Source organism: Hymenobacter segetis (assembly GCF_054776495.1).
The window spans coordinates 166,992-192,059 of record NZ_BAAHBV010000002.1; the positions used below are offsets into that span (position 1 = coordinate 166,992).

Consider the following 25,068-nt stretch of genomic DNA (forward strand, 5'->3'; position numbering starts at 1 on the left):
TTTGATGCAAAGAAAGGCAGGACATTATACATACGCCCTCTTTTCACTCAGTCACTCTGCCGCTCAGTCACTCGCTTAAAAGCGTTCCATGTCGCGCTTCTGGGCTTTTTCCTTCAGGTCGTTGCGCTTGTCGTAGAGCTTTTTGCCTTGGGCAAGGGCGATTTCGATTTTGGCGAAGCCGCGGTCCGTCACGAACAGGCGCAGGGGGATGATGGTGAGGCCCTGGTCGACGCTCTTGCCAGCCAGCTGCTTCAGCTCGCGCTTGTTGAGCAGGAGCTTGCGGGCGCGCATGGCGTCGTGGTTGTTGTAAGTACCTAAGGAATAAGGCGCGATGCGGATGCTGTGAATCCAGAGGTCGCCTTTGTGGTCGAAGGTGCAGTAGCCATCGGTAAGGTTTACGTTGCCTTCGCGGATGCTTTTTATTTCGGTGCCTTGCAACATCACGCCCGCGTCATACTTGGCCAGAAAGGTGTATTCGTGGCTGGCGCGGCGGTTTTTGATGTTGATGATGACAGGTTTATCGTCTTTGGCCATGATGGTAATGGGTTGTAGCACCTGCTTTAGCCGGTGCTTTGCTCTGGCGGGCACAAGCTGAAGCCAGTGCTACATCGCCGCGAACGGGGCGCGAAGCTACGCCTACGTGAGCTTCAGGCGCGGGTTGGGGCTGCTGAGCTGGGTGGCAAAATCACCGGCTTCGAACTGGAAATGCGCGGTCATGGCCACCATAGCGGCGTTATCGGTGCAAAAGGCGAAGTCCGGGATGAACACCTGCCAGCCTTGCGCCACCGCTTCGGCCTCCAGGGCGGTGCGCAGGCCGGAGTTGGCGGCCACGCCGCCGGCCAGGGCCACCTGGGTCAGGCCAGTATCGGCGGCGGCGCGGCGGAGCTGGCGCAGCAGCGTGGCCACAATGGTGTGCTGAATGCTGGCGCAGAGGTCGGGGAGGTTTTCGGCCACGAAATCGGGGTTGGCCGCCACTTCCTTTTTCAGGAAATACATCACCGAGGTTTTCAGGCCGCTGAAGGAGAAATCGTAGCCGGGCATGGCCCCTACCGGGAAGGCGAAACGCAGCGGGTTGCCCTGGCGGGCCAGCTTATCGAGGTGCGGGCCGCCGGGGTACGGCAGGCCGAGCAGCTTGGCGGTTTTATCAAAAGCTTCGCCCGCAGCGTCGTCGATGGTTTGGCCAATGACGTCCATTTCCAGGGCCGAGGTCACCACCACCAACTGCGTGTGACCGCCGCTCACGGTGAGGCAGAGGAAGGGAAATTCGGGCTTGGGGTCACGCAGGAAATGGGCCAGGATATGGGCGCGCATGTGGTTCACGGCCAGCAGCGGCTTGTCCAACGCCAGCGCCAGGGTCTTGGCAAACATGCCGCCTACTAATAAGGAGCCGAGCAGGCCGGGCCCCTGGGTGACTGCCACGGCGTCGAGGTCGGCTTTGGTGATGCCGGCTTCACGGAGGGCGGCCGTGACGACGGGCAGCAGATGCTGCTGGTGGGCGCGCGAGGCCAGCTCGGGCACCACGCCGCCGTACTGCTCGTGGACTTTCTGGGTGGCCACGACGTTACTCAGCAGCTGGCCGCCGGCCAGGACGGCCGCGCCGGTGTCGTCGCATGACGACTCGATGGCGAGGATGATGGGATGAGCGAGCATGGATTAAATTCGGAGTAGCTAATGGCGAAAACGAGCACGGCGCGGCAAAAAACCAACCGCTTCGGAGAGCCGGCTTGGGGTATTGCGCCGGCAAAGTTCGGCCGAAGGAGTTGAACCCCGACCCGGCATTGGCCGTTCCCTTGGCGTGATAGTTGTGTTTTCGCCGACGTTCGGTTGGCTGCAACGACTAAAAAGCCGCAACTTTGCGGATTAACCCGCGATTCTCGCATTCACATCTCTCTGGTCCGGTGCGTCGTTTCTTCGCCATTCTGCTAAAAATACTGCTGGGCCTCGTGCTGCTGGTGGTATTGGCTGTAGTGGGGGCCTTGGTGGCGTTGCGGATTCCGAGCGTGCAAACGCGGCTGGCCCACGAGGCGGCCGACATGCTGACGAAGAAGTTAGGGCAGCAGGTTACCATCGGCTCGGTCGATATTCGGCCGTTTTCGCGGGTGCTGCTCGATGCGGTGAGCGTGAAGGACCGGCGCGGCGGCGAGCTGTTCAGCATTGGGCGGGCGGATGCGGATATTTCGCTGTTTTCGGTGTTCGACCCGCGCCATTTGCACATCGCCAAACTCACGCTCAATGAACCGCGCTTTGAGCTAAAAAACCTGCCCGGCCAGCCTGACTCCACCACTTTCAGTCAGTTTATGACGGCGGTAAAGCGGTTGATTGGCCCTTCGAAGGATACGGCTAAGTCGGCTCCATTCGATTTTCAGATTGCCGCCGTGGCGCTGCGCAATGGGCATTTCGCCATCGAGAAAAGCGACATGCCCCACGCCAAAACCTACGGCCAGAGCATTGACTACGACCACCTTTTAGTCGATAGCATCTACGCCGACATCTCCAAAATCCGGCTCGAAGACACGTTGCGGATGCGCATCAGCCAGCTGCACGCCGTGGAAACGCCCTCCCGGACGCCGCTCCGCGAAATCACGGCGGACATGACGTATGGGCCGCATTTCTGGGAGTTTAAGGATTTGAGCCTGCGCGTGGGCCGCAGCCAGATTAAGGATTATGTGCGGTTTGAGTTTCGGGTTTTCGGCAACTTCACCGATTACAATGACTCGATGAAGACCATTGCGCACCTGCGCAATTCGAAGGTTTACTCGGATGACATTGCCAAGTTTGCGCCGCAGCTGAGCGAAATGCACGAGTCGGTGGCCATTTCGGGCGATGCTACGGGCTACGTGCGCGATTTCAAGGTGAATAACCTGGACGTGCGCTATGGTACCGGCACCCACATTGTGGCCAAGCGCGCCCACGCCGACGGGCTGCCTAACTATAAGGAGAGCTTTATTGACCTGCGCCTGCTGCCTTCGGTGGTGGTGGCTAATGATTTGAAGAAGTGGCTGCCAGCGGCGGCCAATAAGATTGTGCAGCGCCTGGGCACGGTGAAATTGCAGGGCCAGGTACTAGGTTTTTATAACGACTTCGTGGCCAATGCGTCGTTCGACACGGCACTAGGCTTTGTGGCAACGGACGTAAACCTCAAGACCAAAACCGACCTCACACACGCCACTTATGAGGGCACGGTGCGGTCTAATGCTTTTCAACTGGGCAAGTTTCTGGGCGATGAGAGCATTATTCGGGATGTGACGCTGAACGGGAAGGTATCGGGAGTAGGCTTTTTGCCGCCCTTTGCGCGGGGGCAGGCCGCGCTCACGGTGCCGGCCATCTGGCTGAACGGCTACCGTTACCACAACATCACGCTCAGCGGCGATTTCCACCAGCAGGCTTTCAATGGCCATATTACGGTGATGGACCCGGCTGTGACCCTCGTGGCCGACGGCCATGTGGACCTCGACCGCGAGCATCAGGATGTGGACATCAAAACCAAAATCGACCACGCCAACCTGCGCACGCTGGGCCTGATGAGCCAGCCGCTGACCGTGGCCACCACCGCCGACGTGAAATTTAAGGGCGTGCAGCTCGACTCGCTCATCGGCCACGCCTACCTGCGCCACTCGCGCTTTGCGCTGGAAGGCCGCAAGCTCAACCTCGACACGCTGGACGTGGTGAGCACCCGCAACCGCCTGAATCAGCGCCGGGTAACGCTGCGCTCCGAAGCGCTGAATGCCAGCCTGGCCGGCACCTTCAACACCTCCGATGTGGTGCGCGACGTGCAGACGCTCATCGCCGAATACCGGCTCAATTTTGAGAGTAATGCGGCGGCCACAGCCGACTACTACCGCCGCAAACGCCAGCGCACTTTGCCGGTGTATCAGGTTGATTTGCTCCTGAATCTAAAAAAGGCTAATCCGGTACTGACGCTGTTTGTGCCCGATTTGCGGGTGGCCGACGGAAGCCGCATCGACGGCTCGTTCCGGAACGGGGCCACGTCGATTTTCCAGCTCGGCGGCCACCTCGACAGTCTGCGATACGGCCCGGTACAAACGGTGAACGACAACTTCGACTTCCTTACCTCGAAGCTGCCTTACAAGCCCGATATCCTGGCCCAGGCCAGCATCACGAGCGACCGGCAGGTGCTGCCGGGGCTGGGGCGCACCGAAAAATTCATCGTGGAAGGCGTGTGGGACCAGCAGCGCATCAACTTTTCGACCTCGCTGGCCCAGACGGGCACTACCAATAAGGCTACCATCAACGGCTCGCTGGGCTTCCTTGCCCGGGCGGTGGAGGTGATTTTCCGGAAATCGGATGTCCATTTGCTGGATAAGGACTGGACCATTGCGGAGAATAACTCGGTGCGTATCTCCAACTACGGCAAGGAATTCGACATTAAAAACCTGACATTCAGCAATGGGGAACAGTTTGTGGGGGCGCAGGGCTTTATCTCGCCCGATGCCAATCAGCCACCCTTGCAGCTGCAAATCAAGGACTTTGAGTTGGCCACGCTCAAAACGCTGACTGGCCAGAACCTGGCGGGCCGCGTGAACGCGCAGGGCACCGTGAGCGGCGTGTATGGCCCGCTGGCCATCAGCACGACGCTGGGCGTGGACTCGCTGAAATACGATGGCACGCTGATTGGGCAGGTGGCCGGACGTGGCGACTGGGACAACGCCGCCGGCAAGCTGCGCGTGAACATGGACGTGGCCCGCGCCGGCCAGTCGGTGCTGACCGTGCTGGGCGACATCGCGCCGAAGGACCAGACCAACCAGTTCAATCTTACCGGCACGCTCAATGATGCGCCCATTGTGCTGGCGCAGCCCTTTTTGGGGTCGCTATTTAAGAATCTGGGTGGCACCGGGCGGGGCGAGCTGCGCCTGACGGGCCTGTTTGGCGCGCCGAATCTGCTTGGGCATGTTGACGTGAGCAACGGCCGCCTCACCTTCGGCTACCTGGGCACGACCTACACATTTGCCGACCGCATCAGCTTCACCAATAAGTCGATAGAGTTCCGCAACATCAAGCTGCGCGACGTACTGGGTAATACCGGCACTGTGGACGGCATCGTTACGCACCATGGCTTTAAGGACATGAGCCTGGACATCGCGGCCAACTTCCGGAAGATGCAGGTGCTCAACACCACACGCAAGGACAACGAGCTGTATTTCGGCACGGCCTACGCCACCGGCACTGCCCGCGTGACCGGCCCCACCGACGACCTGGACGTGACCGTACGCGCCAGTAGCGAGGCCGGTACCCGCGTCTCGCTGCCCCTTGATAACGCCGCGAAGGCCGAGAAGGCCGGCTACATCAAGTTCGTGAACAACAACCCGGTGGGCGATACCGTCATCACGAAAAAAGCCGTGGTGGTGGCCGCGCAGGACAAAGTGGATTTGTCTGGCATCAAGCTCAATATGAACCTGACCATCACGCCGGAAGCCTACGTGGAGATTTTGCTGGATGAAAGCACGGGGGATGTGATTCGCGGCTCGGCGGCCGGGCAGCTGCGCATGGCCATTGACACGCGCGGCGAATTTAATATGTACGGGCAGGTGGAAATTGTGCGGGGCGCGTACAACTTCACGCTGCAAGGCCTGATTAACAAGGAGTTTGTAGTACGGCCCGGCGGCATTATTTCCTGGAACGGCGACCCGCTGGCCGGCGAAATGAACGTAACAGCGACGTATACGCAGCGCACTTCGCTGGCTCCGGTGTTGGGCTCGGGCTCGTCGGGCAGCGTGGCCGTGGTGCCTGTGACGGCCGTGATGAACCTGACCGGGCCGCTGCTGCTGCCGGCCATCAAGCTCAACCTAGAATTCAACGACACGCCGGGCACGCTTCAGGGCGATTTGGCGGCCTTCACTACCTCGCTACGCAATGATGAGCAGGAACTCAACCGGCAGGTTTTCAGCCTACTGGTGTTTAAGCAACTTTCGCCGCCGGGCTCGTTCGGCAACACCATTTCCATTCGGGGGCAGGATAATACGGCCTTCAAAAGCCTGGGCCAGGTGCTGAGTACCCAGCTCGGCCTGCTCACCTCGCAAATCGACCAGAACCTGGAAATTGATTTCAACATCAACGGCATTACCGCCGAGCAGTTGCAAGCGCTACAGGTGCGCCTCAGCTACTCGTTCCTGAACGGCCGCCTACGCGTGACGCGGGAGGGCGGCTTCACCAGCAATTCTAACCTGGTAAACAGCACAACGCCTGGCGGTTCTACCACACCTATCAGCACCGGCAATACCGCCGGCCAAGCCTCCCTGCTCGGCGACCTCAGCCTGGAGTATTACCTGCGGGCCGACGGCAAGTTCCGGGCAAAGCTGCGCTATGAGACCACCCCGCGCGACCTGGAAACCATCAACCAGCCCCGGGCGGGCCTGTCGCTGCTGCACACCGAGCAGTTTAATACCTTCGGCGAGCTGTTCACGCGCAAAAACCCGAAGAAGAAGGAGCGCAACACTCAGAAAGCCCGCGAAGGCAAAGAGGTGATGACCGTGGACGACGACCCACGCACGAACCTGTAGGTAGTAAAGTACCGGTCAACTCCCCTCCTTAGCCAAGGAGGGGAGTTTTTGCGCAGCACAAACGGGGGTGGTTGGATTCGTTGAACGACACCCGCACCTGGATTGCCGCCGCGCAGCACCTCCTGTTCGGGTGTTGTTCAACGAATTCAACCACCCCAGCCAAAGGCATCCCCTCCTTAGCTAAGGAGGGGAGTTGTCGTTCTACTAGCCCGGTTTGTTACCTTTGCCGGATATGGCTGCCCCAACCACTTCCCATTCCCGCAAGAAAAAGCTCGGCTCCTACCCTACTTTGCTCGTGGTGTTCAGCATTACGCTGGCTCTGGTGGTGATTGGCTTATTCGGCCTGCTGCTGGTGCACGCCCAAAAGCTAAGCGAAGTGGTGCGCGAAAACCTGGAAGTGCAGGTGTACCTCGACCGCGACCTGCCTGAAACTGAATTGCTGCGCCTGCAGCAGGACCTCGGCCAGCAGCCCTTCGTGGCCGAGCGCAACGGCAAGCCCCAGATTCGCTTCGTGAGCAAGGAAGAAGGTGCCCGCCAGCTGCTGCAAAGCACCGGCGAGGACTTCCGCCAGTTCCTTGGCGACAACCCGTTGCGCGATGCCTACGTGCTCAAAATCAAGCCCGAATTCACCGACACCACCCACCTTGGTCAGCTCAACCGCAGCATTTCAGCCCAGCGCGGCGTGTTTGAGGTGCAGTACCCGCAGGACTTATTCGCCAGCATCAACAACAACCTGACGCGGGTGAGCCTCGTGCTGCTGGGCTTCGCGGCGGTGCTGGTGCTGGTGGTGGTCATTCTGATTAACAATACGATTAAGCTGGCGCTGTTCTCGCAACGGTTTCTCATCCGGTCCATGCAACTGGTGGGCGCTACGCGGCTCTTTATACAGCAACCTTTTTTGCGGCGGGCTACGTGGCAGGGCCTCGCTAGTGGCCTGCTGGCCGCCCTGATTCTGGTGGCGCTGCTGCAATACGCCTACCTCGAAGTGGAGCCGCTACGCCTGCTGCGCGACGACCTGCGCCTCGGCTTGCTGCTGCTCGGCGTCATCGTACTGGGCGTGGTTATCGGCTTTTTCAGCTCGGCCCGCGCCGTGCACAAATACCTCAAAATGTCGCTCGACGACTTGTATTAACACCTTCAGAGCCTTGTGCTTTGCTTCCATTCAGCATCAGGTTCTAACCGACAACGAATAACTGACAATACTATATGCAACCCACCAAACCCGCCTTCCGCTTCGCCTTTGGTCCCCGCAACTACCGCCTGATGTGGGCGGGCCTGGCCCTGCTGGCCGCCGGCTTCATCACCATGATGTTTGGCGACAAGTCCAACTACGGCGAAGATTTCGTGGGTATTACGCTCGGGCCGCTGCTGCTCATCGCCGGGTTTATCGTGGAGTTTGCGGCCATCATGGTACGCGATAAGTCGGTGGTTGCGGCTCCTGAAGCTCACGCGGTCACGCCCGCTTTCACTGCCGATACGGTAGCTGCGACCAATGCGCCCGCTGCCGCGCCAGCCTACAAGCGCCCTTATTAGCACTTACGCTGAGCTGTTTATCCGTTTCCCTGAATCGGTACAGCTCATCAGCAATTGCTTTCTGACACCTGATTACCTGTTAAATGACCTATTGGCACGCGCTGCTCCTCGCCATCGTGGAGGGCATTACCGAGTTTCTGCCCGTTTCCAGCACCGGGCACATGATTATTGCATCGGCCCTGCTGGGCATTCCGCCCACGCCGTTTTTTAAGCTCTATCTGGTGGTCATCCAGCTGGGCGCGATTCTGTCGGTGTTTGTGGTGTACTACAAGCGCTTTTTTCAGAATATTGACTTCTACCTCAAGCTGTTGGTGGCCTTTCTGCCCATTGTGCTGGTGGGGTTGCTATTCAAAAAGCACATCGACGCGCTGCTCGAATCGGTGACGACCGTGGCAGTGATGCTCGTGATTGGCGGCGTGGTGCTCCTGTTCATCGACCGCTGGTTTCCGCAGGAAGACCCGCAGGAAGGCGGCCACCCCGTCACCAATCCCAGCTTCAAGGAAGCGCTGATTATCGGCCTGTTCCAGTGCCTGGCCGTGGTGCCAGGCACCAGCCGCTCGGCCGCTACCATCATCGGCGGCCTCACCCAGAAGCTCACGCGCAAGGCGGCGGCCGAGTTTGCCTTTTTCCTGGCCATGCCCACCATGGCGGCGGCGGCCGTGAAGGACATTTACGATTATTATAAGGATGCCAAAGCGCAGGGTGTAGACGTGGCGCACCTATTCTCGGGCACCGAGCTGAAAATGCTGGCGCTGGGCAATGCGGTGGCCTTCGTGGTGGCGCTGCTGGCCATCCGGCTGTTCGTGGGCTTTGTGGCCAAATATGGCTTCCGGGCCTTTGGTGTTTATCGCATCATTGCGGGCGGTATTTTGTTGATTATGTTGGCGTTGAAGCTGCCCTTAAATCTGGTATAATGACGAAGACCCTGGCCGATTTCGACTTTGAAACGGGGGAAGTCCTGCTCCTGGACAAGCCCCTGACGTGGACTTCTTTCGACGTGGTGCGCAAAGTAAAAAACACGCTGCGCATCAAGAAAATCGGCCACGCCGGTACCCTCGACCCTTTGGCAACCGGCCTGCTTATCCTCTGCACGGGCAAGAAAACCAAGGAAATCGACCTCATTCAGGCCCAGGAAAAAGAGTATACCGGCACCTTCCGCCTCGGTGAAACCACCCCCAGCTTCGACCTGGAAACGGCCGTGGACATGGCCCGCCCCTATGCCCACCTCACCGACGAGCAGATTACGGCTGCCACGGCCCAGTTCACCGGCCAAATCCAGCAAACACCGCCCATTTTCTCAGCCGTGAAAATTGACGGCAAGCGCGCCTACGAGCTGGCTCGCACCGGCCAGGAAGCCGAAATCAAAGCCAAAACCGTCGAAATCAAGGCCTTCGAGCTCACGCGTATTGCGCTGCCCGAGGTGGATTTCCGGGTGGTATGCTCCAAGGGCACCTACATCCGAAGCCTAGCCCGCGACCTGGGTGTGGCTCTGGGTTGCGGCGCGCACCTCACGCGCTTGGTCCGTACCCGTATCGGCGAGTATCGGGTGGAGGATGCCTTCACGCTGGATGCCATTGAGGCCCTGCGCCCGCCCCGGCCCGAGGGCGAAGCATCTACTCGCCCTCGCCATGAGCGGCCGAAAACGGCTCCTAACCGCGCTGGGCTGCAGTATTTTGCCGCGCTTCAGGCTGATGCTCTGGCGGCGAAGGAACACCAGGCGCACGAGGAAGCCCCTGAAGCCAGCCCGGAGTAGCACCGCCGGATTATTGCGTCGTTGCGGCGTCTCAGGCCCATGCCCGCTACCTTCGTGGCGGTTTTTATCCCTTCAAATACGCTTCTCCGGCGCCTTATGCACGTCATCCGCGACCCGGCCCAGTTTCCGTTTCTTGGCAACGCCGTTGTTACCAGCGGCACCTTTGATGGGGTGCACGTGGGGCACCAGCGCATTCTGGCGCGGCTGTGTGAGGTGGCCCAGACCAGCGGCGGGCCGTCAGTGGTGATTACCTACTGGCCACACCCGCGCCTGGTGCTGGGGCCGCCTCCCTCCCACCCCGAACTGCTGGATTTGCAGCTGCTTAATACACTGGATGAGCGCATTGCCAAGTTAGCCGAGCGGGGTGTGGATTACCTGCTCATTGTGCCGTTCACCAAGGAATTCGCGCAGTGGACTTCGGAAGAATACATCCAGAACCTGCTGCTGAAAACCGTAGGAGCCAAGCAATTGGTTATCGGCTACGACCACCGCTTTGGTAAAAATCGTGAGGGCGGTTTCGACTATCTCAGCCAAAATGCTGACCGCTACGGCCTGACCGTGGAGGAAATTCCACGCGAGGATGTGGATGCCGTGGGCGTGAGCAGCACCCGCATTCGGCAGGCCTTGCGTCAGGGCGATATCGCCACGGCCAACCGTTACTTAGGCTACCATTATCCGCTCACGGGGCTGGTGGAACACGGCCAGAAACTCGGCCGCACCATCGGGTATCCGACGGCTAATCTGGCTGTTCAGGAGCCGTTGAAGCTGGTGCCGGCCCGGGGCATTTATGCGGTGTGGGCCACTACGGCGGCGGGCACGCGGCATCAGGCCATGCTTAGTATTGGGGTGCGGCCCACAATTGGCACTGATTTGGCCCAGACGATTGAGGTGAACCTACTTGATTTCAGCGGCGATTTATACGACCAACTGCTGACGCTGGAGTTTGTGGCTTGGCTGCGGGCCGAAGAAAAATACGACGGTCTGGACGCGCTAATTGCCCAGCTGGCGTTGGATGAGCAGAACACGCGGGCCGCGCTGGCTTAGCCGGCCGTCATTATTTTACCTTATTATTTCATAATGAGATATTTGCAATTATTGCTAATTTGCTGCTTGCTGGGAATGGGGAGTGCGGCGCAGGCCCAGGGCAAGCTCACCGGCGTGGTCATGGATTCGGTGACGCACGAGCCGCTGGCGTTTTCCAGTGTTTTCTTGGCCAATACCACGCTGGGCGTGACCACGACCGAGCAGGGCAAATTTGAATTTCCCAAGGTGCCGGCCGGCACTTATGACGTGGTGGGCTCCTACGTGGGCTACCGCTTGGGCAAGCAATCGGTGACCATGACCGCGGCCGCGCAGCAGATTACGCTGCAGTTGGCACCTACCGGCAACCAGCTGGGAGAAGTGGTAGTGAAGCCGGAGCCCAACAAGCCCGAGGAGTATCAGAAATTCGCAAAGTTGTTTCTGGGCGGGAGCACGTTTTCGGCGCAGTGCCGCATCAGCAACCCCGATGATGTGCGCGTTTTCTTCGATGACTCGACCAAAACGCTGACGGCGCAGGCCAAGGAATTTGTGCAGATTGACAACGAGGCGCTGGGCTACCGCCTGAAATATTACGGGCTCTATTTCGCGGCCAATGACGAGGATGGTTCGATTTCCTACTACGGCCAGCCGGTGTTTGAGGAGCTGAAACCGCGCGATGAGCGCCAGCGCAAGCAGTGGATGGCCAACCGACTAACGGCCTACACGGGCTCCTTCATGCACTTTCTGCGGAGCGTGTACAACAACCGCGTGCAGGCCGAGGGCTTCCTGACCCAGCAGATTATTGTGGGGCCAAACCCACGCTTCGAGCGCGCCGACGAGAAGCGTCGCGCCCTGCTGGCTAGCCGGCCCGATAACAAATTCACGGCCGCCGAGCAGGATTCGCTCGACAAATGGGAGGACATGGCCCCGGTTATCGCCACGCTCAACCAGGCACCGCTGCCGATTGATAGCATCCGCCGGGTGGGGCCCAACGGCAAGCGCACGTTCCTGCGCTTCACGGGCGAGCTGCAGGTGGCGCACTTCGGCGAGGCTCCCGACCCGCTTTACAAGAGGCCGATGTCGCCGCTGGGCTACCCCAAAATCCCGTATCCGGTCAAGCGGCAGGTGTCGCGCCTGAAGCTGCAGGGCCGCGAGGCTGCCATTCAGGCCAATGGCTCGCTGCTGAATCCGCTCGACGTGTACAATGGCGAATACTGGGGCTTTGAGAAAATCGGGGAGTTTCTGCCGTTTGACTACATGCCGCCCACGGCATCCACGGCAGCGCCCCGGCGGTAAGGGACCAGTTTTATCTTCATTCTACTCTTGGTCTGCCCGAATGCGCTTCTTCCCGGTGCTTCTGCTGTTTCTGGCGTTGCTGGTGCGGCCCGATAGCATTCGGGCACAGGGCCGGCTGAGCGGCGTAGTACTGGATTCGGTGACGCGCCAGCCGCTGGCGTTTGCCAGCGTGTTTCTGGCCAATACCACGTTGGGCGTGACGACGACTGAGCAGGGACAGTTCAATTTCCCCAGCGTGCCGGCCGGTAATTATGACGTGGTGGGCTCTTACGTGGGCTACCGGTTGGCCAAGCAGTCCGTAATAGTCGGCTTGGCGGCGCAGCAGCTTACGCTGCCGCTGGCTCCCACGACCAACCGCCTCGGTGAAGTGGTGGTGCGCCCCAACCCGAACCGCGCCAGCGACTACCAGAAATTCACAGAGCTGTTTCTGGGTCGCACCACGTTTTCGAGCCAGTGCCGCATTCGCAATCCTGATGACGTGCTGGTCGACTTCGACCCGGAGGCCAACGAGCTGACGGCCACCGCCATCAACTTTGTGCAGGTTGATAACCAGGCCCTCGGCTACCGCATCAAATACTACGGGCTGCGCTTCAACACCAACTTTACGCAGCACGTCGTCAGCTTCTACGGCCAGCCGGTATTTGAGGAAATGACGGCCCGCAATGCTCGCCAGCAGCGCCGCTGGGAAGCCAACCGGGCGGCAGCTTACCACGGCTCGCTCACGCATTTTCTGCGGAGCGTGCGCACCGGCCAGATAGCCGAGGAAGGCTTCACGGCCCAGCGCCTGCGCATCGTGGCCAACCCGCGCTTCGCCCGCGCCGACAGCCTGCGCCGCCAGTTACTACGCGAGCATTTTAATTCGGCCTTTACGCGGGCCGAACAGGATTCCATCGGGCGCTGGGCAAAAATGCCCCGGGCGTTTTCGCTGCTCTACACGAAAGTGCTGCCCGTGGATAGCCTGCGCCGCGTGGCGGCTGGGGGCGAGCCGGTGTTCCTGCGCTTTCGCGACAACCTACAGGTGAGCTACTTGCGCGAAGGCCCCGACCCATTGTACCGGGTGCGCACGGCGCTGCCCACCAATGTGCCCTTCCCGCCGGCCGACCGGCAGGTGTCGCAGCTGGTGCTGATGGTGCGCGAAATTGAGATTCAACCCAACGGCCAATTGACGAACCCGCTGGCCGTATTTACCGACGAATACTGGGGGTTCGAAAAAATGGGTGAATTTTTACCCGTGAATTACCTGCCGCCGGCTTCGGCCGCCTCCCCCCAAACCCACCCATGATAGACAAAACCGTTCCCAACGTACAAGCCGCCCTGCAAGGCCTCGCCGATGGCATGACCCTGATGCTCGGCGGCTTCGGCCTGTGCGGCATCCCCGAAAACTCGATTCAGGAAATCCTGCGCCTCGGGGTGAAAAACCTCACCTGCATCTCCAACAATGCGGGCGTTGATGACTTCGGCATCGGCCTCCTACTACAAACCAAGCAGGTGCGCAAGATGATTTCCAGCTACGTGGGCGAAAACGCCGAGTTTGAGCGCCAGCTGCTGAGCGGCGAGTTAGAAGTGGAATTGATTCCGCAGGGCACGCTGGCCGAGCGCTGCCGGGCGGGCGGCGCGGGCATTCCGGCCTTCTTCACCCCCGCCGGCTACGGCACCGAGGTGGGCGAAGGCAAGGAAAGCCGCGAGTTCAACGGTAAAATGTATTTGCTGGAAACGGCATTGCACGCCGATTTCGCTTTCGTGAAAGCCTGGAAGGGCGACACGGCCGGCAACCTCGTCTACAAAGGGACGGCTCGCAACTTTAACCCGATGATGGCCACGGCCGGTAAAATCACGGTGGCCGAGGTGGAAGAGCTGGTGCCCGCCGGCGAGCTCGACCCCAACCAGATTCATACGCCGGGCATTTTCGTGCAGCGCATTTATCAGGGCGAGAAGTATGAGAAGCGCATTGAGCAGCGCACGGTACGGGCCGCCTCGTAAGCAGTGACGCTATGCATGTTGCACTGCGTATCCGCCTGATACTGCGACTGCTGGTGTTGCTACTGGCACTGCTGCCGGTGGCTTTGGGGGTGTACATTAATGAAACCAGCCCGGCCCCAACCACCGCCCGGCTTGCCGGCCGTTGCTCGCGCTACTGCGAAACATACGGCTGCCCGCACGCAACGCCTGTTAATAGCCCGGCCTACTTTCGGCTGCGGCCGCTGTTCGTGGCTACCATTCAGGGGCTGATGAAGGGCGGCCGGGGTTGGTATGCGGCCGTCAACATTGCCTTCTACCTGGGGTTGATTCCGCTGCTGTTGCTTGGCCTCACGTATGGGGCGTTGCGCAACATGGTCCTGATTCGGCAGTTTAAAGCCCTGCGTCGTGAATAGCCTGCTTGCGTGGGGTGCCCGCTTTATTCATTTCGCGTTTTGGTATTGCACTGATTTCATGGTGAATCTGGCCAACCGCACCCACACTTCCTACAACGAAGCCAATACCTGGGTACTGTTGCTGTTTATTCCAGGAGTGCTCGCACTGCTGGTCGGTGTGCGCATCGCCCAGTGGTTTCAGCTGCGCCGCCTTACGGCTGCCCGCCGGGCATCCCACTCCCTACCTCGCTCCTGAACCACATCAAACAACTTGCTTATGATGGCTTTACGCAAAAAATACCTGGCGCTGGTGCTACTACTGGGCAGCTATGGTGCGGCGGCCCAGGTGGCGGCCACCACCCGGAAAGCCCCGGCCCGCCCGGCAATCACGGGCAAGCTCCGGCCGGCCATCGTCGCCCCCGGCACTGTTGACCCGGCCGAGGCCCGGCGCATTGATGAGCTGCTGACTCAGTACACCGCTGACGTGGGTACGCGGGGCGCGTATGGCCCATTATCACTGCCGACGGCCGAAGGCTCCATCCGCCGCTACGACAAGCACGTGCCCGGTGCCCTGGCGCTGGTGCTGCGCGATGGCAAGGTGGTGTACCGCAAATCTTTCGGCGTGGACAATATGTTCACCCAAAGCCCGCTACGCACCGATGCCATCTTTCGCATCGCCTCCCAGACCAAGGCCCTCACCAGTGTAGGGCTGATGATGCTGTTTGACGAAGGTAAATTCCAGCTCGACGACCCTATTTCGAAGTACCTGCCGGCCTTTGCCAATGCGCAGGTGCTGGCCAACTTCAACCCGAAAGACTCGACCTATACCACCGTGCCGGCCAATGGCCCGATTACCATCCGGCAACTGTTTACCCACACCTCGGGCATCAGCTACCCGGTCATTGGCAGTAAGGAAGCCACGGCCATTTATGCCAAAGCGGGCATCCCGAGTGGTATTGGCACGCCTTCGGGCACCTTGGCTACCTCAATGGATGCGCTGGGCAAGCTGCCCTTGATGCATCAGCCGGGCGAACGGTTCACCTACGGGCTGAGCGTGGACGTGCTGGGCCGGTTGATTGAGGTGCTCTCGGGCCAGTCACTGGACCAGTTTCTGCGCCAGCGCCTGTTTCAGCCACTGGGCATGAAGGACACTTATTTCTACCTGCCCGCCGATAAGCAGGCCCGCTTGGTGCGGCTGTACACCGAAAACGCCGCCAAGCAAAGCGTAGAAATGGAGCCACAGGGCCGCATGATACCCAACTACCCCAAGGCCAAGGGCACGTACTTTTCGGGCGGCGCGGGTCTGTCGTCCACCATCGACGACTACGCCATTTTCCTACAGATGATGCTGAATAACGGCACCCACCAGGGCCGCCAGCTGCTCAAGCCCGCCACCGTGGCCATCATCACCCAGAACCAGATGGGGGCCGTGAGCCAGGGCGGCAATAAATTCGGCCTGGGTTTCAGCATCACCACGCCCGAGAATGCCAAGGTGCCGGGCCTGTCGGCCGGCTCCTACGAGTGGGGCGGCATCTTCGGCACTACGTATTGGGTCGACCCGCAGCAGAAGCTGGTGGGCCTGATTTACACCCAGAAATACCCCAACAGCACCGGCCGCGACCTGGCTGGCAAATTTAAATCCGCTGTTTATGAATCGTTTGTTCCTGACCAGCAAGCTCCGGCCAGCATGGCTGCGCCAGCCGCCTCGGGCACCCGGTAATTTCAGTTTTCCTCCTAACTCCCACCCACAAAATCCGCGAAATCCGACCAATCCGTCGAATCCGTGGTCCAGAAAATTATGTTAGACAAACACGGCATCGCCCGACGCATCGCCCAGGAAGTGAAAGACGGCTCCTACGTCAACCTCGGCATCGGCATTCCCACGCTGGTGGCCAACTACATCCCCGCCGGCATCAACGTCGAGCTGCAATCCGAAAACGGCCTGCTCGGCATGGGCCCCTTCCCCACCGAAGACCAAGTCGACCCCGACCTCATCAACGCCGGCAAGCAGACCGTGACCACGCTGCCCGGCTCCAGCATCTTCTCCTCGGCCGATTCGTTCGGCATGATTCGCGGCGAGCACGTGGATTTGACCATCCTCGGCGCGATGGAAGTATCCGAGCGCGGCGACATTGCCAACTGGAAAATTCCCGGCAAGATGGTGAAAGGCATGGGCGGCGCGATGGATTTGGTGGCTTCGGCCAAGAACATCATCGTGGCCATGCAACACGTGGCCCGCGACGGCTCCAGCAAGCTATTGTCTGACTGCACCTTGCCCATCACCGGCCTGCGCTGCGTGAAGAAAATTGTGACCGAGCTGGCCGTCATCGACGTGACGCCCGACGGCTTCGTGTTGCGCGAGCGCGCCCCCGGCGTGACTGTGGAGCAGATTGTGGCCGCCACCGCCGGCAAGCTGGTGGTGCCCGAGGGGGAGGTGCCGGAGATGGTGCTGTAATATCCCGAAACGAAGGCAGCAGGTGTATCTTCGTCACCACCCTTCACTGCTGACTCTATGCGCCAACTCTTACCCCTGCTGCTACTCGTTGCCCTGCCCGCGCTGGCCCAGGCCCAGGTTTCGCCCATCATCGACCGGACCGATATGCCGGCCACCACAACCACCGTGGATAGCCTGCGGCTGAGCGTGGCCAGCCCGGTGCTGCCCGCCACCGTGCCGCCCCTCACGCGGCGCGGGGCCAACCAAACCTGGAATTACAGCACCCTCATGCCCGCCTCGCAGCGGGTCGAATCCTTCGTATCGGTGAGTAGCGTGACGGCTACTTCGCTCACGTATGCCTTCATCTTTGGGCCGTTCGGCGGGGCCAACCGGGCCACGGTAGCCTCGCCGCAGGCGCTGCCGCTGCCCGTGGCGGTGCCCATTCCCATCACCGATTCTTACCAGTTCTACGCCACTTCGGTGGCGGGAGCGGCGCAACAAGACTTCCGTTCTGTAGGTTTTGGCGCGTCGCTCAGCGGCACGGCCATTCCCGTCACGTATGCCAGCGCGGCCCAGCAGGACGTCATTTATCGCTTCCCGCTGAGTTTCGCCAGCCTGCCCGATTCCAGCAATTCCTACTTTTCGACGCCGGCGGCTATTGCCACAGTGGGCTACCTGAGCCAGAAGCGCAAGCGCGTGAACAAGCCCGATGCCTGGGGCACGCTCACCACGCCCTTTGGCCAGTTCCAGACGGTGCGCGTAGTCACCACCCTCATCGACCACGACAGCGTGGCCTTCGGCGGCACGGCCGGCCAGGGCTTCGATATTCCGCTGACCCGCGAGTATAAGTGGCTGGCCAAAACCCAGCACGTCCCGCTGCTCACCATCACCACCCGGATGGTAGCCGGCACCGAAACCGTGACCGGCGTGGAGTACCGCGACATTTACCGCCGCATTATCCGCACCGCTACCCGCGACGCGGCCACCGACGCCGTGCTCACCGCCTACCCCAATCCCTCGGCCATCGGCACGCCGCTCACCCTAACGGTACCCGCCGGCAGCGGCCCGCTCACGGTTTCGGCCACCGATGTGGTGGGCCGGCAGCTGTTTCGGCGCAGCTTCAGCGGCCATTCGGGCAGTCTGCGCATTGATGCCGACGCCTTTGGCACCTTCCGGGGCGTGCTGCTGCTGACGGTGCAAACGGCCCAGGGTACCGCTACCCGCCGGCTGGTGCGCGAGTAGCTTTGGCGGAACATTGCACCGTTTTGACCGTTTTTCCGTTGAAGTACCCGTTGGCGAACGCCGCCAACGGGTTTTTTTACGGGTAATTTTGTTGGGCTGAGTCCATGACCGGCCACCGGGCCGGCTCGCGGCCCAATCCCTTACACAGCGCTTTTTCGATTTTATGGCAACTTCTTCCAACGGCAAACCTGCCGCGTCTGTGGCTTCCAACGGCAAGGCCGCGCCCGGCGGCGCGCACGCCAAAAAAGTGGGCAAGCCCGCCCCGGCCGCGGCCATCGAGCGCCTCACGCCCACCGCCGTGCCCGCCCATAAGTTGGTGCTGCGCACACTGCGCCGCTCCGATTTCAAGGCCATCAAGGACATCATGGACCAGGTGTATTCCAACATGGAAGGCGCGTGGTCGGCCGACGAGTTCAGCGCCCTCATCCGCAAGTTTCCGGAGGGCCAGATTGGCATCGAGGACAACGGCCGGCTGGTGGCTGCCGCGCTGGCCATCATCGTGGACTACGACAAGTACGGCGACAAGCACACCTACGCCAAAATCACGGGCAACGGCAAGTTCGATACCCACGACTCCGACGGCGATACGCTCTACGGCGTCGACGTATTCGTGGACCCCGAATACCGCAGCCTGCGCCTGGGTCGCCGCCTCTACGACGCCCGCAAAGAGCTGTGCGAGAATCTGAACCTGCGCGCCATGGTAGCAGGCGGCCGCATTCCCGGCTACGCCACCTACGCCAACGAGATGACGCCGGCCAAGTACGTGGAAAAGGTGCGCAATAAGGAGCTCACCGACCCCATTCTCACCTTCCAGCTCTCGAACGATTTTTACGTGCGTAAAATCATTCGCGGCTACCTGCCTTACGACTCCGAATCAAAGGCTTACGCCACGCTGCTGGAGTGGATTAACGTGTACTACGAGGAGACGGAAAAGCTCATCGGCAACACTAAATCCAACGTTCGCATCGGCATTGTGCAGTGGCAGATGCGCGCCACCCGCTCGCTGGAGGATTTGCTTCAGCAAATTGAGTTTTTCGTGGACACCGTGAGCGGCTACAAAGCTGACTGCGTGATGTTTCCGGAATTCTTCAACGCCCCGCTCATGGCCCTCACCAACGAGGACTCGCCGGCCGTGGCCATCCGGGCCATGGCAGCTTTCACCGAGCCCATCAAGGCCAAGATGATGGAGCTGGCCGTGAGCTACAACATCAACATCGTGGCCGGTTCGATGCCCGTTTATCTGGACGAGAAGCTACACAACGTGGCTTTCCTCTGCCGCCGTGATGGCACTGTAGATGAGCAGTATAAGCTGCACGTGACGCCCGACGAAGCCAGCTACTGGGGCATGCGCGGCGGCGACAAGCTGAAGTGCTTCGACACGGATTTTGGCAAAATCGGTATTCTGGTGTGCTACGACGTGGAATTCCCCGAGCTGTCGCGGATGCTGAGCGACGAGGGCATGAAAATCCTGTTCGTGCCCTTCTGGACCGACACCAAAAACGCCTACCAGCGCGTGCGCCTCTGCGCCCAGGCCCGCGCCATCGAGAACGAGTGCTACGTGGCCATCACCGGCTCGGTGGGCAACCTGCCCCGCGTCGAGAACATGGATATTCAATATTCGCAGTCGGCCGTATTTAGTCCTTCCGACTTCGCCTTCCCGCACGATGCCATCGTGGCCGAAGCCACGCCGAACACGGAGATGACGCTAATTGCCGACCTCGACCTTGACCTGCTCAAAGACCTGAACACCAGCGGCGCGGTGCGCAACCTGCGCGACCGCCGCAAGGACCTTTACTCGGTGAGCTGGGTGAAGAAAACAGAACGCGACGACGAGCTGCTGGCCCAGGGCGAGGAGCGGCTGCCCAAAACCAGCTCGCGCCGCAAGGCCATCGCGGCGGGGTAGTTTTCAGCATTTCGTTAGCTCAAAAGGCGGCAGTCATTCCGATGACTGCCGCCTTCTTTATTTAGCGGCTAATAATTTATAATACACCGCCGTAGCGTGCGGCTGCCCATCGAAGTTGATGAAATAAGCCGGGATAGCGCCCACAAACTGATAACCCATTGATTGATACAACTGCTCAGCAATGTCGCCCTGCCGGGTATCAAGCACCAGCGTGGTGCGGCCCAGGGTGCGGGCGTGGTCTTCCAGAGCCACGAGCAGTTGCCGGGCCAGGCCCTGGCGGCGCGCCCGGCGGTGCACCAGCAGCTTCGATACTTCGGCGCGGAGCAGGGAGTTGGGGCGGGTGGCCAGGTCGAGCTGTACAGTGGCGAGTAGGTCGCCAGTGCCGGGCTGGCGGGCCACCAGCAGCACCCGGTGCCCGGCTTCCACGGCTTCGATGACGCTTTGCCAATAGTCCTCCGACTCGGCGGCGGGTAATGGCGGCAGGAAACCGACGGAAGCACCCGAATCGACGGCATCGTGGAGCAACTCGTGGAGCTGGGGCAGTAGGGCACGAGCTTCAGAAGCCGAGAGACTGGAGATTATAGCGGCCATACAGGACAGTGATTTCGGGATTTCCGGTGGTTGAAAGAAATGCCAAATTAGGGCTGTTTTTAAAAAGCCTTTTGCGCAAACGTTGCCACAGGTTGGGCTTTTGTGCGTAAACTTCGGCCCCAAATCTTCAAGCTAAATCTTCAACTCACCACATGCGCGCTTTCATCACCGGAGCCAACCGGGGCCTGGGCCTCGAACTTACCCGCCAATACCTGGAGCGCGGCGACCAGGTATTCGCCGCCAGCCGGCAGCCCGCCCAGGCCGCCGAGCTGCAATCCCTGAAGCAGCAATATGCCGACCGCCTCGTGCTGCTGCCCCTCGACGTGACCGATGCGGCCTCCGTTTCGGCAGCCGTGCAAGCCGTGCAGGCCAATACCGATGGCCTCGACGTGCTCATTAACAACGCCGGGGTGTACCCGCACGCGGGCTCCGGCGATGCCCACCAACGCCTGGGCCAGCTCACCCACGACGATGCGATGGAAACCATGCAGGTGAATGCCATTGGGCCGCTGCTGGTGTCGCAGGCGCTGCTGCCGCTGCTGCGCGCCGGGCGCAAGGGGCGCATTCTTAGCATCTCATCGGGCCAGGGCTCGCTGACGTGGAAAGCCACCGGCGACCCCTATCACTACAGCGCCAGTAAGGCCGCTCTGAACATGTACATGCGCAGTCTGGCGGCCGAAATCGGTAAATACGGCCTAATTTCGGTGATAGTGGACCCCGGCTGGATGCGTACCGACATGGGCGGCGACCACGCTACCCAGGAGCCGGCCGACTCGGCCCGCGGCATCATCCGCCTGGCCGAGCAGCTGCACGCCGAGGAAAACGGCAGCTTCGTGACCTGGCAGGGCAAGCCCGTGCCGTGGTAGCCGCCGGGAACGCAGGGCTGGATATGCCCAGGTCATTTGCGAAGAATTAGAATACCAGGCAGCTTAATTGCTGAAGCCCGCCCAGTTGAGAAATCAACGGACGGGCTTTTTTTTATAGTCACTATCCTACTGCCGCCTCCTGACTGAGCCATCAGCACAACCTGACTTTATGAATAAATATTTTAGCAAATATTTTCACTGTCAATTTTTCCAAATTATGAGCACAATATTTATGCAAAAAATACCCAATTGGCATCATCACTGACAATAAAGCACCTTAATTAGAAAATCGTAATTACATTCGGCAATTCAGTTACTCCATTTATCACCAACCAATCACTCACATGACAAAACGCTTACTCTTATTTCTGTTCATGGTCCTGGGCCTCGCGGCGCACGACCTAAGGGCCCAGGACCGGACCATCACCGGCACGGTGGGCGGCTCGGATGGGGCTTCTATTCCGGGCGTGACGGTGCTCGTGAAAGGCACCAAACTGGGTACCTCCACCGATGCGGACGGCAAGTTTTCCCTGACCGCCCCCGCCACGGCCACCGCGCTGGTGTTTTCCTACGTGGGCTACGCCACCCAGGAAGTCGCCATCGGCAACCGGACATCTTTCAACGTCAGTCTGGTAACCGACACCAAGAGCCTCGAAGAGGTGGTGGTGGTGGGCTACGGCACCCAGAGCCGACGCGACCTTACGGGCAACGTGGCCACCATTACCGGCAAAGAAATTGCGACCGCGCCGGTACAGAGCTTCGACCAGGCCTTGCAGGGCCGCGCGCCGGGCGTGAACATCACCACGCCCAACGGCGTGCTGAACAACCCGCCCGTTATCCGCATCCGGGGGGTAAACTCCATCAACCTGAGCTCGACGCCGCTGATTGTGATTGATGGCATTCCGACTTTCACGGGCAATACCTCGGCCTTGGGCAGCGTGCCGAACAACCCGCTCAGCAACCTCAACCCGGCCGACATTGAGAGCATGGAAGTGCTGAAGGATGCCTCGGCCACGGCCATTTACGGGTCGCGGGCCGCCGGCGGGGTTATCCTCGTTACCACCAAGAAGGGCAAGAAAGGCCAGAGCCACGTGTCTTACGACACCTGGGCCGGCTGGTCGAAACCCGTGAAGCTGTACGACGTGATGAACGCCCAGCAATACGTGGACCTGAAAAATGAAGCCGTGCGCAACCTGAACGCCAACCGGCGTGCCATCGGCGCGGCGGCCACCAACGTGGAAGGCTTCAAGCTGGCCGATGCCAACGGCAACGCGGCCGACACCCGCTGGTATGACTACATCTACCGCACGGGCTTTTCGCAGTCGCACAACCTGAACTTCTCGGGCGGCACGGACAAAACCAGCTTCTATTCGTCGGTGGGCTACACCACCCAGAAGGGCATGATTGTGAACAACGAGTTCAAGCGCGTTTCGGCCCGCCTGAACGTGGACCACAAGGTGTTTAAAAACTTTACGGTGGGCATGCGCGTGGCCTACTCCAGCACCATGAACTCCTCGCCGAACACGGGCTCGGTGGGCGACAACTCCTTTGGCTCGGCGGGCCTGGGCCGGGTGCCCATTCTGCTACCGCCCAACCTGGCCGCCTACAACCCCGACGGCAGCCCCAACGTGAGCGGCACCAGCATCGGGCCCGGCCCCAACCTGAACCCGGCCAACGGCCTGCCCTTCGTGATTGGCTTCATCAACCCGGTGGTCGACATCAAAAACAACAAGTTCACCTCCGATGGTGCCCAGATTGAAGGCAGCGTGTACGCCGACTGGGAGCTCCTCAAAGGCCTGAACCTGCGCACCACCTACGGTGTCAACAACCTGAGCTTCGAGGACAAAGCCTTTTATACCTCGCTGGCCGGCTCGCTCACCCCCACCGGCGAAGCCGACAACTACTACCGCACCAATAAGCGCTGGAACTGGCAGAACACTCTGCAGTACGACCATACGTTTGGTGAAAACCACAACGTGTCGCTGCTGGTGGGCAACGAGCAGCAGAACACCGACGTGCAGCGCTGGGGTGCCTCGCGCACCGGGGTGGCCGACGACTTTTTCACCACTTTCCAGGGCAACTACACCAACATTGCGTCGTCGGGCCAGTTCCAGGGCACCAATTACCTGGTGTCGTTTTTCGGGCGCGTGAACTACAACTACGCCCACAAGTACCTGGCCACCGTGAACGTGCGCCGCGACGGCTATTCGGCCTTTGCCAAGAAGTACGGCAACTTCTACGGGGCTTCGCTGGGCTACGTAGTGTCGGAAGAAGAATTCTGGAAGAAATCGTCGTTTGGCTCGGTCTTCTCCACTCTCAAGCTCACGGGCAGCTACGGTGTGGTGGGCAACAACCAGGGTATTAACGACTTTGTAGCTCTTTCCACCTATACCTCGGGGCTTTACGCCGCCAATCCGACGCTGTATTACAGCAACGCCGGCAACACGAACCTGACCTGGGAAACGAGCAAGAAAACCGATGTCGGCTTCGCATTCGGCTTCTTGCAGGACCGCCTGCGCGGCAACTTTGCCTACTATGAAAACCTGGTCGACGGCCTGATTCTGGACGTGCCCCAGGCCCCCTCCAAGGGCATTCCCAACAACTCCATCTCCGCCAACGTGGGCTCGATGCGCAACACCGGCGTCGAAATGGATGTGTCGTACAACGTATTCCAGGACAAAGCCTTTAGCTGGACGGTGAGCGGCAACCTGACCACGCTCAAAAACCGGGTGCTAACCCTGGCCACCGAAGGCCAGCGCATCTCCACGGGCACGGGTGGTCTCGAATTCCCGAACTATACCCAGGTGGGCAACTCCGTGGGTGAAATTCTGGCCGTGCAATCCCTGGGCGTGAACCCCGACAACGGCCAGCGCATGATTCGGAAAGCGGACGGCACCGTGGTGCAGTACAACCACCTGGGCACCAATCCCGGCTCGTTGGGTACGCCGGGCTGGACCACGCTGGACGGCAAGCCCGCCTTCGCCCCCACGCCGCTCGCCGACGGTGTGTACTACGGCCCCGTGCTGCCCACCTGGTACGGCGGCTTCGACAACACTTTCCGCTACAAAAACATCGATTTGGGCTTGTTCGTGCAGTTTTCGGGCGGCAACTACATCTACAACGGCACCAAATCGGGCCTGCACGACCAGCGGTTCTGGAACAATGAAGTGGACATCCTCGACCACTGGACCGACAACAGCCGCACGGCCAAATGGCCCCGGGTGGTGTACGGCGACAACGTTTCCAACGGCTCGGCCCTGGTAATGTCGTCGAACGTGGAAAAGGGCGATTTCGCCCGTCTACGGCAGGTGTCGCTGGGCTATTCGTTTGGCCAGACGCTGCTGAGCCGCGTCAACGTGGCCAGCGCCCGCCTCTACGTGCAGGTGCAAAACGCCTTGCTGTTCACCAAATACTCGGGCATCGACCCGGAGATTTCGACCAACGGCACGAGCGGCGTCAACGCCGGGGCCAACATCGGGGCCGGCGTCGACCGCAACTCGGTGGGCCAGGCCCGGACCTACACCGTGGGCTTCAACATTGGCTTCTAATTCGTATTTATTC

At 60.4% G+C, this 25,068-nt stretch carries 20 protein-coding genes; 17 read left to right on the forward strand and 3 right to left on the reverse strand.

Annotation, left to right across the window (positions count from 1 at the left end):
- Positions 1-75: 75 nt before the first annotated feature.
- The gene (smpB, locus tag ACYU70_RS11385) at positions 76-534 is read right to left on the reverse strand and encodes an SsrA-binding protein SmpB (protein WP_342296535.1); all 459 of its coding nucleotides are present in this window, start codon (positions 532-534) and stop codon (positions 76-78) included.
- Positions 535-636: 102 nt separating this feature from the next.
- Positions 637-1,650 carry a tRNA (adenosine(37)-N6)-threonylcarbamoyltransferase complex transferase subunit TsaD gene (tsaD, locus tag ACYU70_RS11390; RefSeq protein WP_342296534.1) on the reverse strand — a complete coding sequence of 338 codons (1,014 nt, stop codon included), beginning with the start codon at positions 1,648-1,650 and terminating at the stop codon, positions 637-639.
- Positions 1,651-1,898: 248 nt separating this feature from the next.
- Between tsaD and ACYU70_RS11395 the strand changes: the two genes are divergently transcribed.
- The 15 genes from ACYU70_RS11395 (at position 1,899) to ACYU70_RS11465 (ending at position 20,050) form a co-directional block, all read left to right on the forward strand.
- The gene (locus ACYU70_RS11395) at positions 1,899-6,518 is read left to right on the forward strand and encodes a translocation/assembly module TamB domain-containing protein (protein WP_342296533.1); all 4,620 of its coding nucleotides are present in this window, start codon (positions 1,899-1,901) and stop codon (positions 6,516-6,518) included.
- 232 nt (positions 6,519-6,750) lie between these two features.
- Positions 6,751-7,650 carry a cell division protein FtsX gene (locus tag ACYU70_RS11400; RefSeq protein WP_342296532.1) on the forward strand — a complete coding sequence of 300 codons (900 nt, stop codon included), beginning with the start codon at positions 6,751-6,753 and terminating at the stop codon, positions 7,648-7,650.
- A 74-nt stretch (positions 7,651-7,724) separates the two neighbouring features.
- Positions 7,725-8,051, forward strand: coding sequence for a DUF3098 domain-containing protein (locus ACYU70_RS11405; RefSeq protein ID WP_342296531.1), 327 nt, complete (start codon positions 7,725-7,727; stop codon positions 8,049-8,051).
- An 83-nt stretch (positions 8,052-8,134) separates the two neighbouring features.
- Positions 8,135-8,965: an undecaprenyl-diphosphate phosphatase gene (locus ACYU70_RS11410; RefSeq protein ID WP_342296530.1), complete on the forward strand. Its 831-nt coding sequence runs from the start codon at positions 8,135-8,137 to the stop codon at positions 8,963-8,965.
- Positions 8,965-9,804 (forward strand): tRNA pseudouridine(55) synthase TruB, encoded by an 840-nt coding sequence (gene truB / locus ACYU70_RS11415; protein ID WP_342296529.1) that lies wholly within the window; start codon positions 8,965-8,967, stop codon positions 9,802-9,804. Before ACYU70_RS11410 ends, truB begins: the two co-directional genes overlap by 1 nt.
- Positions 9,805-9,900: 96 nt before the next feature.
- A complete protein-coding gene (locus ACYU70_RS11420; RefSeq protein WP_342296528.1) occupies positions 9,901-10,848 on the forward strand; it encodes a bifunctional riboflavin kinase/FAD synthetase in 948 nt (315 codons plus the stop codon).
- A 42-nt stretch (positions 10,849-10,890) separates the two neighbouring features.
- Complete coding sequence (locus ACYU70_RS11425) at positions 10,891-12,120, forward strand: carboxypeptidase-like regulatory domain-containing protein (protein WP_342296527.1); 1,230 nt, start codon at positions 10,891-10,893, stop codon at positions 12,118-12,120.
- A gap of 40 nt (positions 12,121-12,160) precedes the next feature.
- Positions 12,161-13,402 (forward strand): carboxypeptidase-like regulatory domain-containing protein, encoded by a 1,242-nt coding sequence (locus ACYU70_RS11430; RefSeq protein WP_342296526.1) that lies wholly within the window; start codon positions 12,161-12,163, stop codon positions 13,400-13,402.
- Positions 13,399-14,100: a CoA transferase subunit A gene (locus tag ACYU70_RS11435; RefSeq protein ID WP_342296525.1), complete on the forward strand. Its 702-nt coding sequence runs from the start codon at positions 13,399-13,401 to the stop codon at positions 14,098-14,100. The genes ACYU70_RS11430 and ACYU70_RS11435 overlap by 4 nt, the downstream gene beginning before the upstream one ends.
- An 11-nt stretch (positions 14,101-14,111) precedes the next feature.
- A complete protein-coding gene (locus ACYU70_RS11440; RefSeq protein ID WP_342296524.1) occupies positions 14,112-14,492 on the forward strand; it encodes a hypothetical protein in 381 nt (126 codons plus the stop codon).
- On the forward strand, positions 14,485-14,727 hold the full coding sequence (locus ACYU70_RS11445; RefSeq protein ID WP_342296523.1) for a hypothetical protein: 243 nt from the start codon (positions 14,485-14,487) through the stop codon (positions 14,725-14,727). Before ACYU70_RS11440 ends, ACYU70_RS11445 begins: the two co-directional genes overlap by 8 nt.
- Before the next feature lie 21 nt (positions 14,728-14,748).
- The gene (locus tag ACYU70_RS11450) at positions 14,749-16,191 is read left to right on the forward strand and encodes a serine hydrolase domain-containing protein (RefSeq protein ID WP_342296522.1); all 1,443 of its coding nucleotides are present in this window, start codon (positions 14,749-14,751) and stop codon (positions 16,189-16,191) included.
- 78 nt (positions 16,192-16,269) lie between these two features.
- Positions 16,270-16,926, forward strand: coding sequence for a 3-oxoacid CoA-transferase subunit B (locus ACYU70_RS11455; RefSeq protein ID WP_342296521.1), 657 nt, complete (start codon positions 16,270-16,272; stop codon positions 16,924-16,926).
- Between the two features lie 57 nt (positions 16,927-16,983).
- Positions 16,984-18,147, forward strand: coding sequence for a hypothetical protein (locus ACYU70_RS11460; protein WP_342296520.1), 1,164 nt, complete (start codon positions 16,984-16,986; stop codon positions 18,145-18,147).
- A 364-nt stretch (positions 18,148-18,511) separates the two neighbouring features.
- The gene (locus ACYU70_RS11465; protein ID WP_425293349.1) at positions 18,512-20,050 is read left to right on the forward strand and encodes a carbon-nitrogen hydrolase family protein; all 1,539 of its coding nucleotides are present in this window, start codon (positions 18,512-18,514) and stop codon (positions 20,048-20,050) included.
- A 57-nt stretch (positions 20,051-20,107) separates the two neighbouring features.
- Here the strand turns inward: ACYU70_RS11465 and ACYU70_RS11470 are convergent, their stop codons facing one another.
- Positions 20,108-20,641: a GNAT family N-acetyltransferase gene (locus ACYU70_RS11470; RefSeq protein ID WP_342301114.1), complete on the reverse strand. Its 534-nt coding sequence runs from the start codon at positions 20,639-20,641 to the stop codon at positions 20,108-20,110.
- Between the two features lie 152 nt (positions 20,642-20,793).
- On the opposite strand from ACYU70_RS11470, the gene ACYU70_RS11475 reads away from it, so the two are divergent.
- Positions 20,794-21,507: an SDR family oxidoreductase gene (locus ACYU70_RS11475; RefSeq protein WP_342301112.1), complete on the forward strand. Its 714-nt coding sequence runs from the start codon at positions 20,794-20,796 to the stop codon at positions 21,505-21,507.
- A gap of 344 nt (positions 21,508-21,851) precedes the next feature.
- Positions 21,852-25,055 (forward strand): SusC/RagA family TonB-linked outer membrane protein, encoded by a 3,204-nt coding sequence (locus tag ACYU70_RS11480; RefSeq protein ID WP_342301110.1) that lies wholly within the window; start codon positions 21,852-21,854, stop codon positions 25,053-25,055.
- Positions 25,056-25,068: the final 13 nt, after the last annotated feature.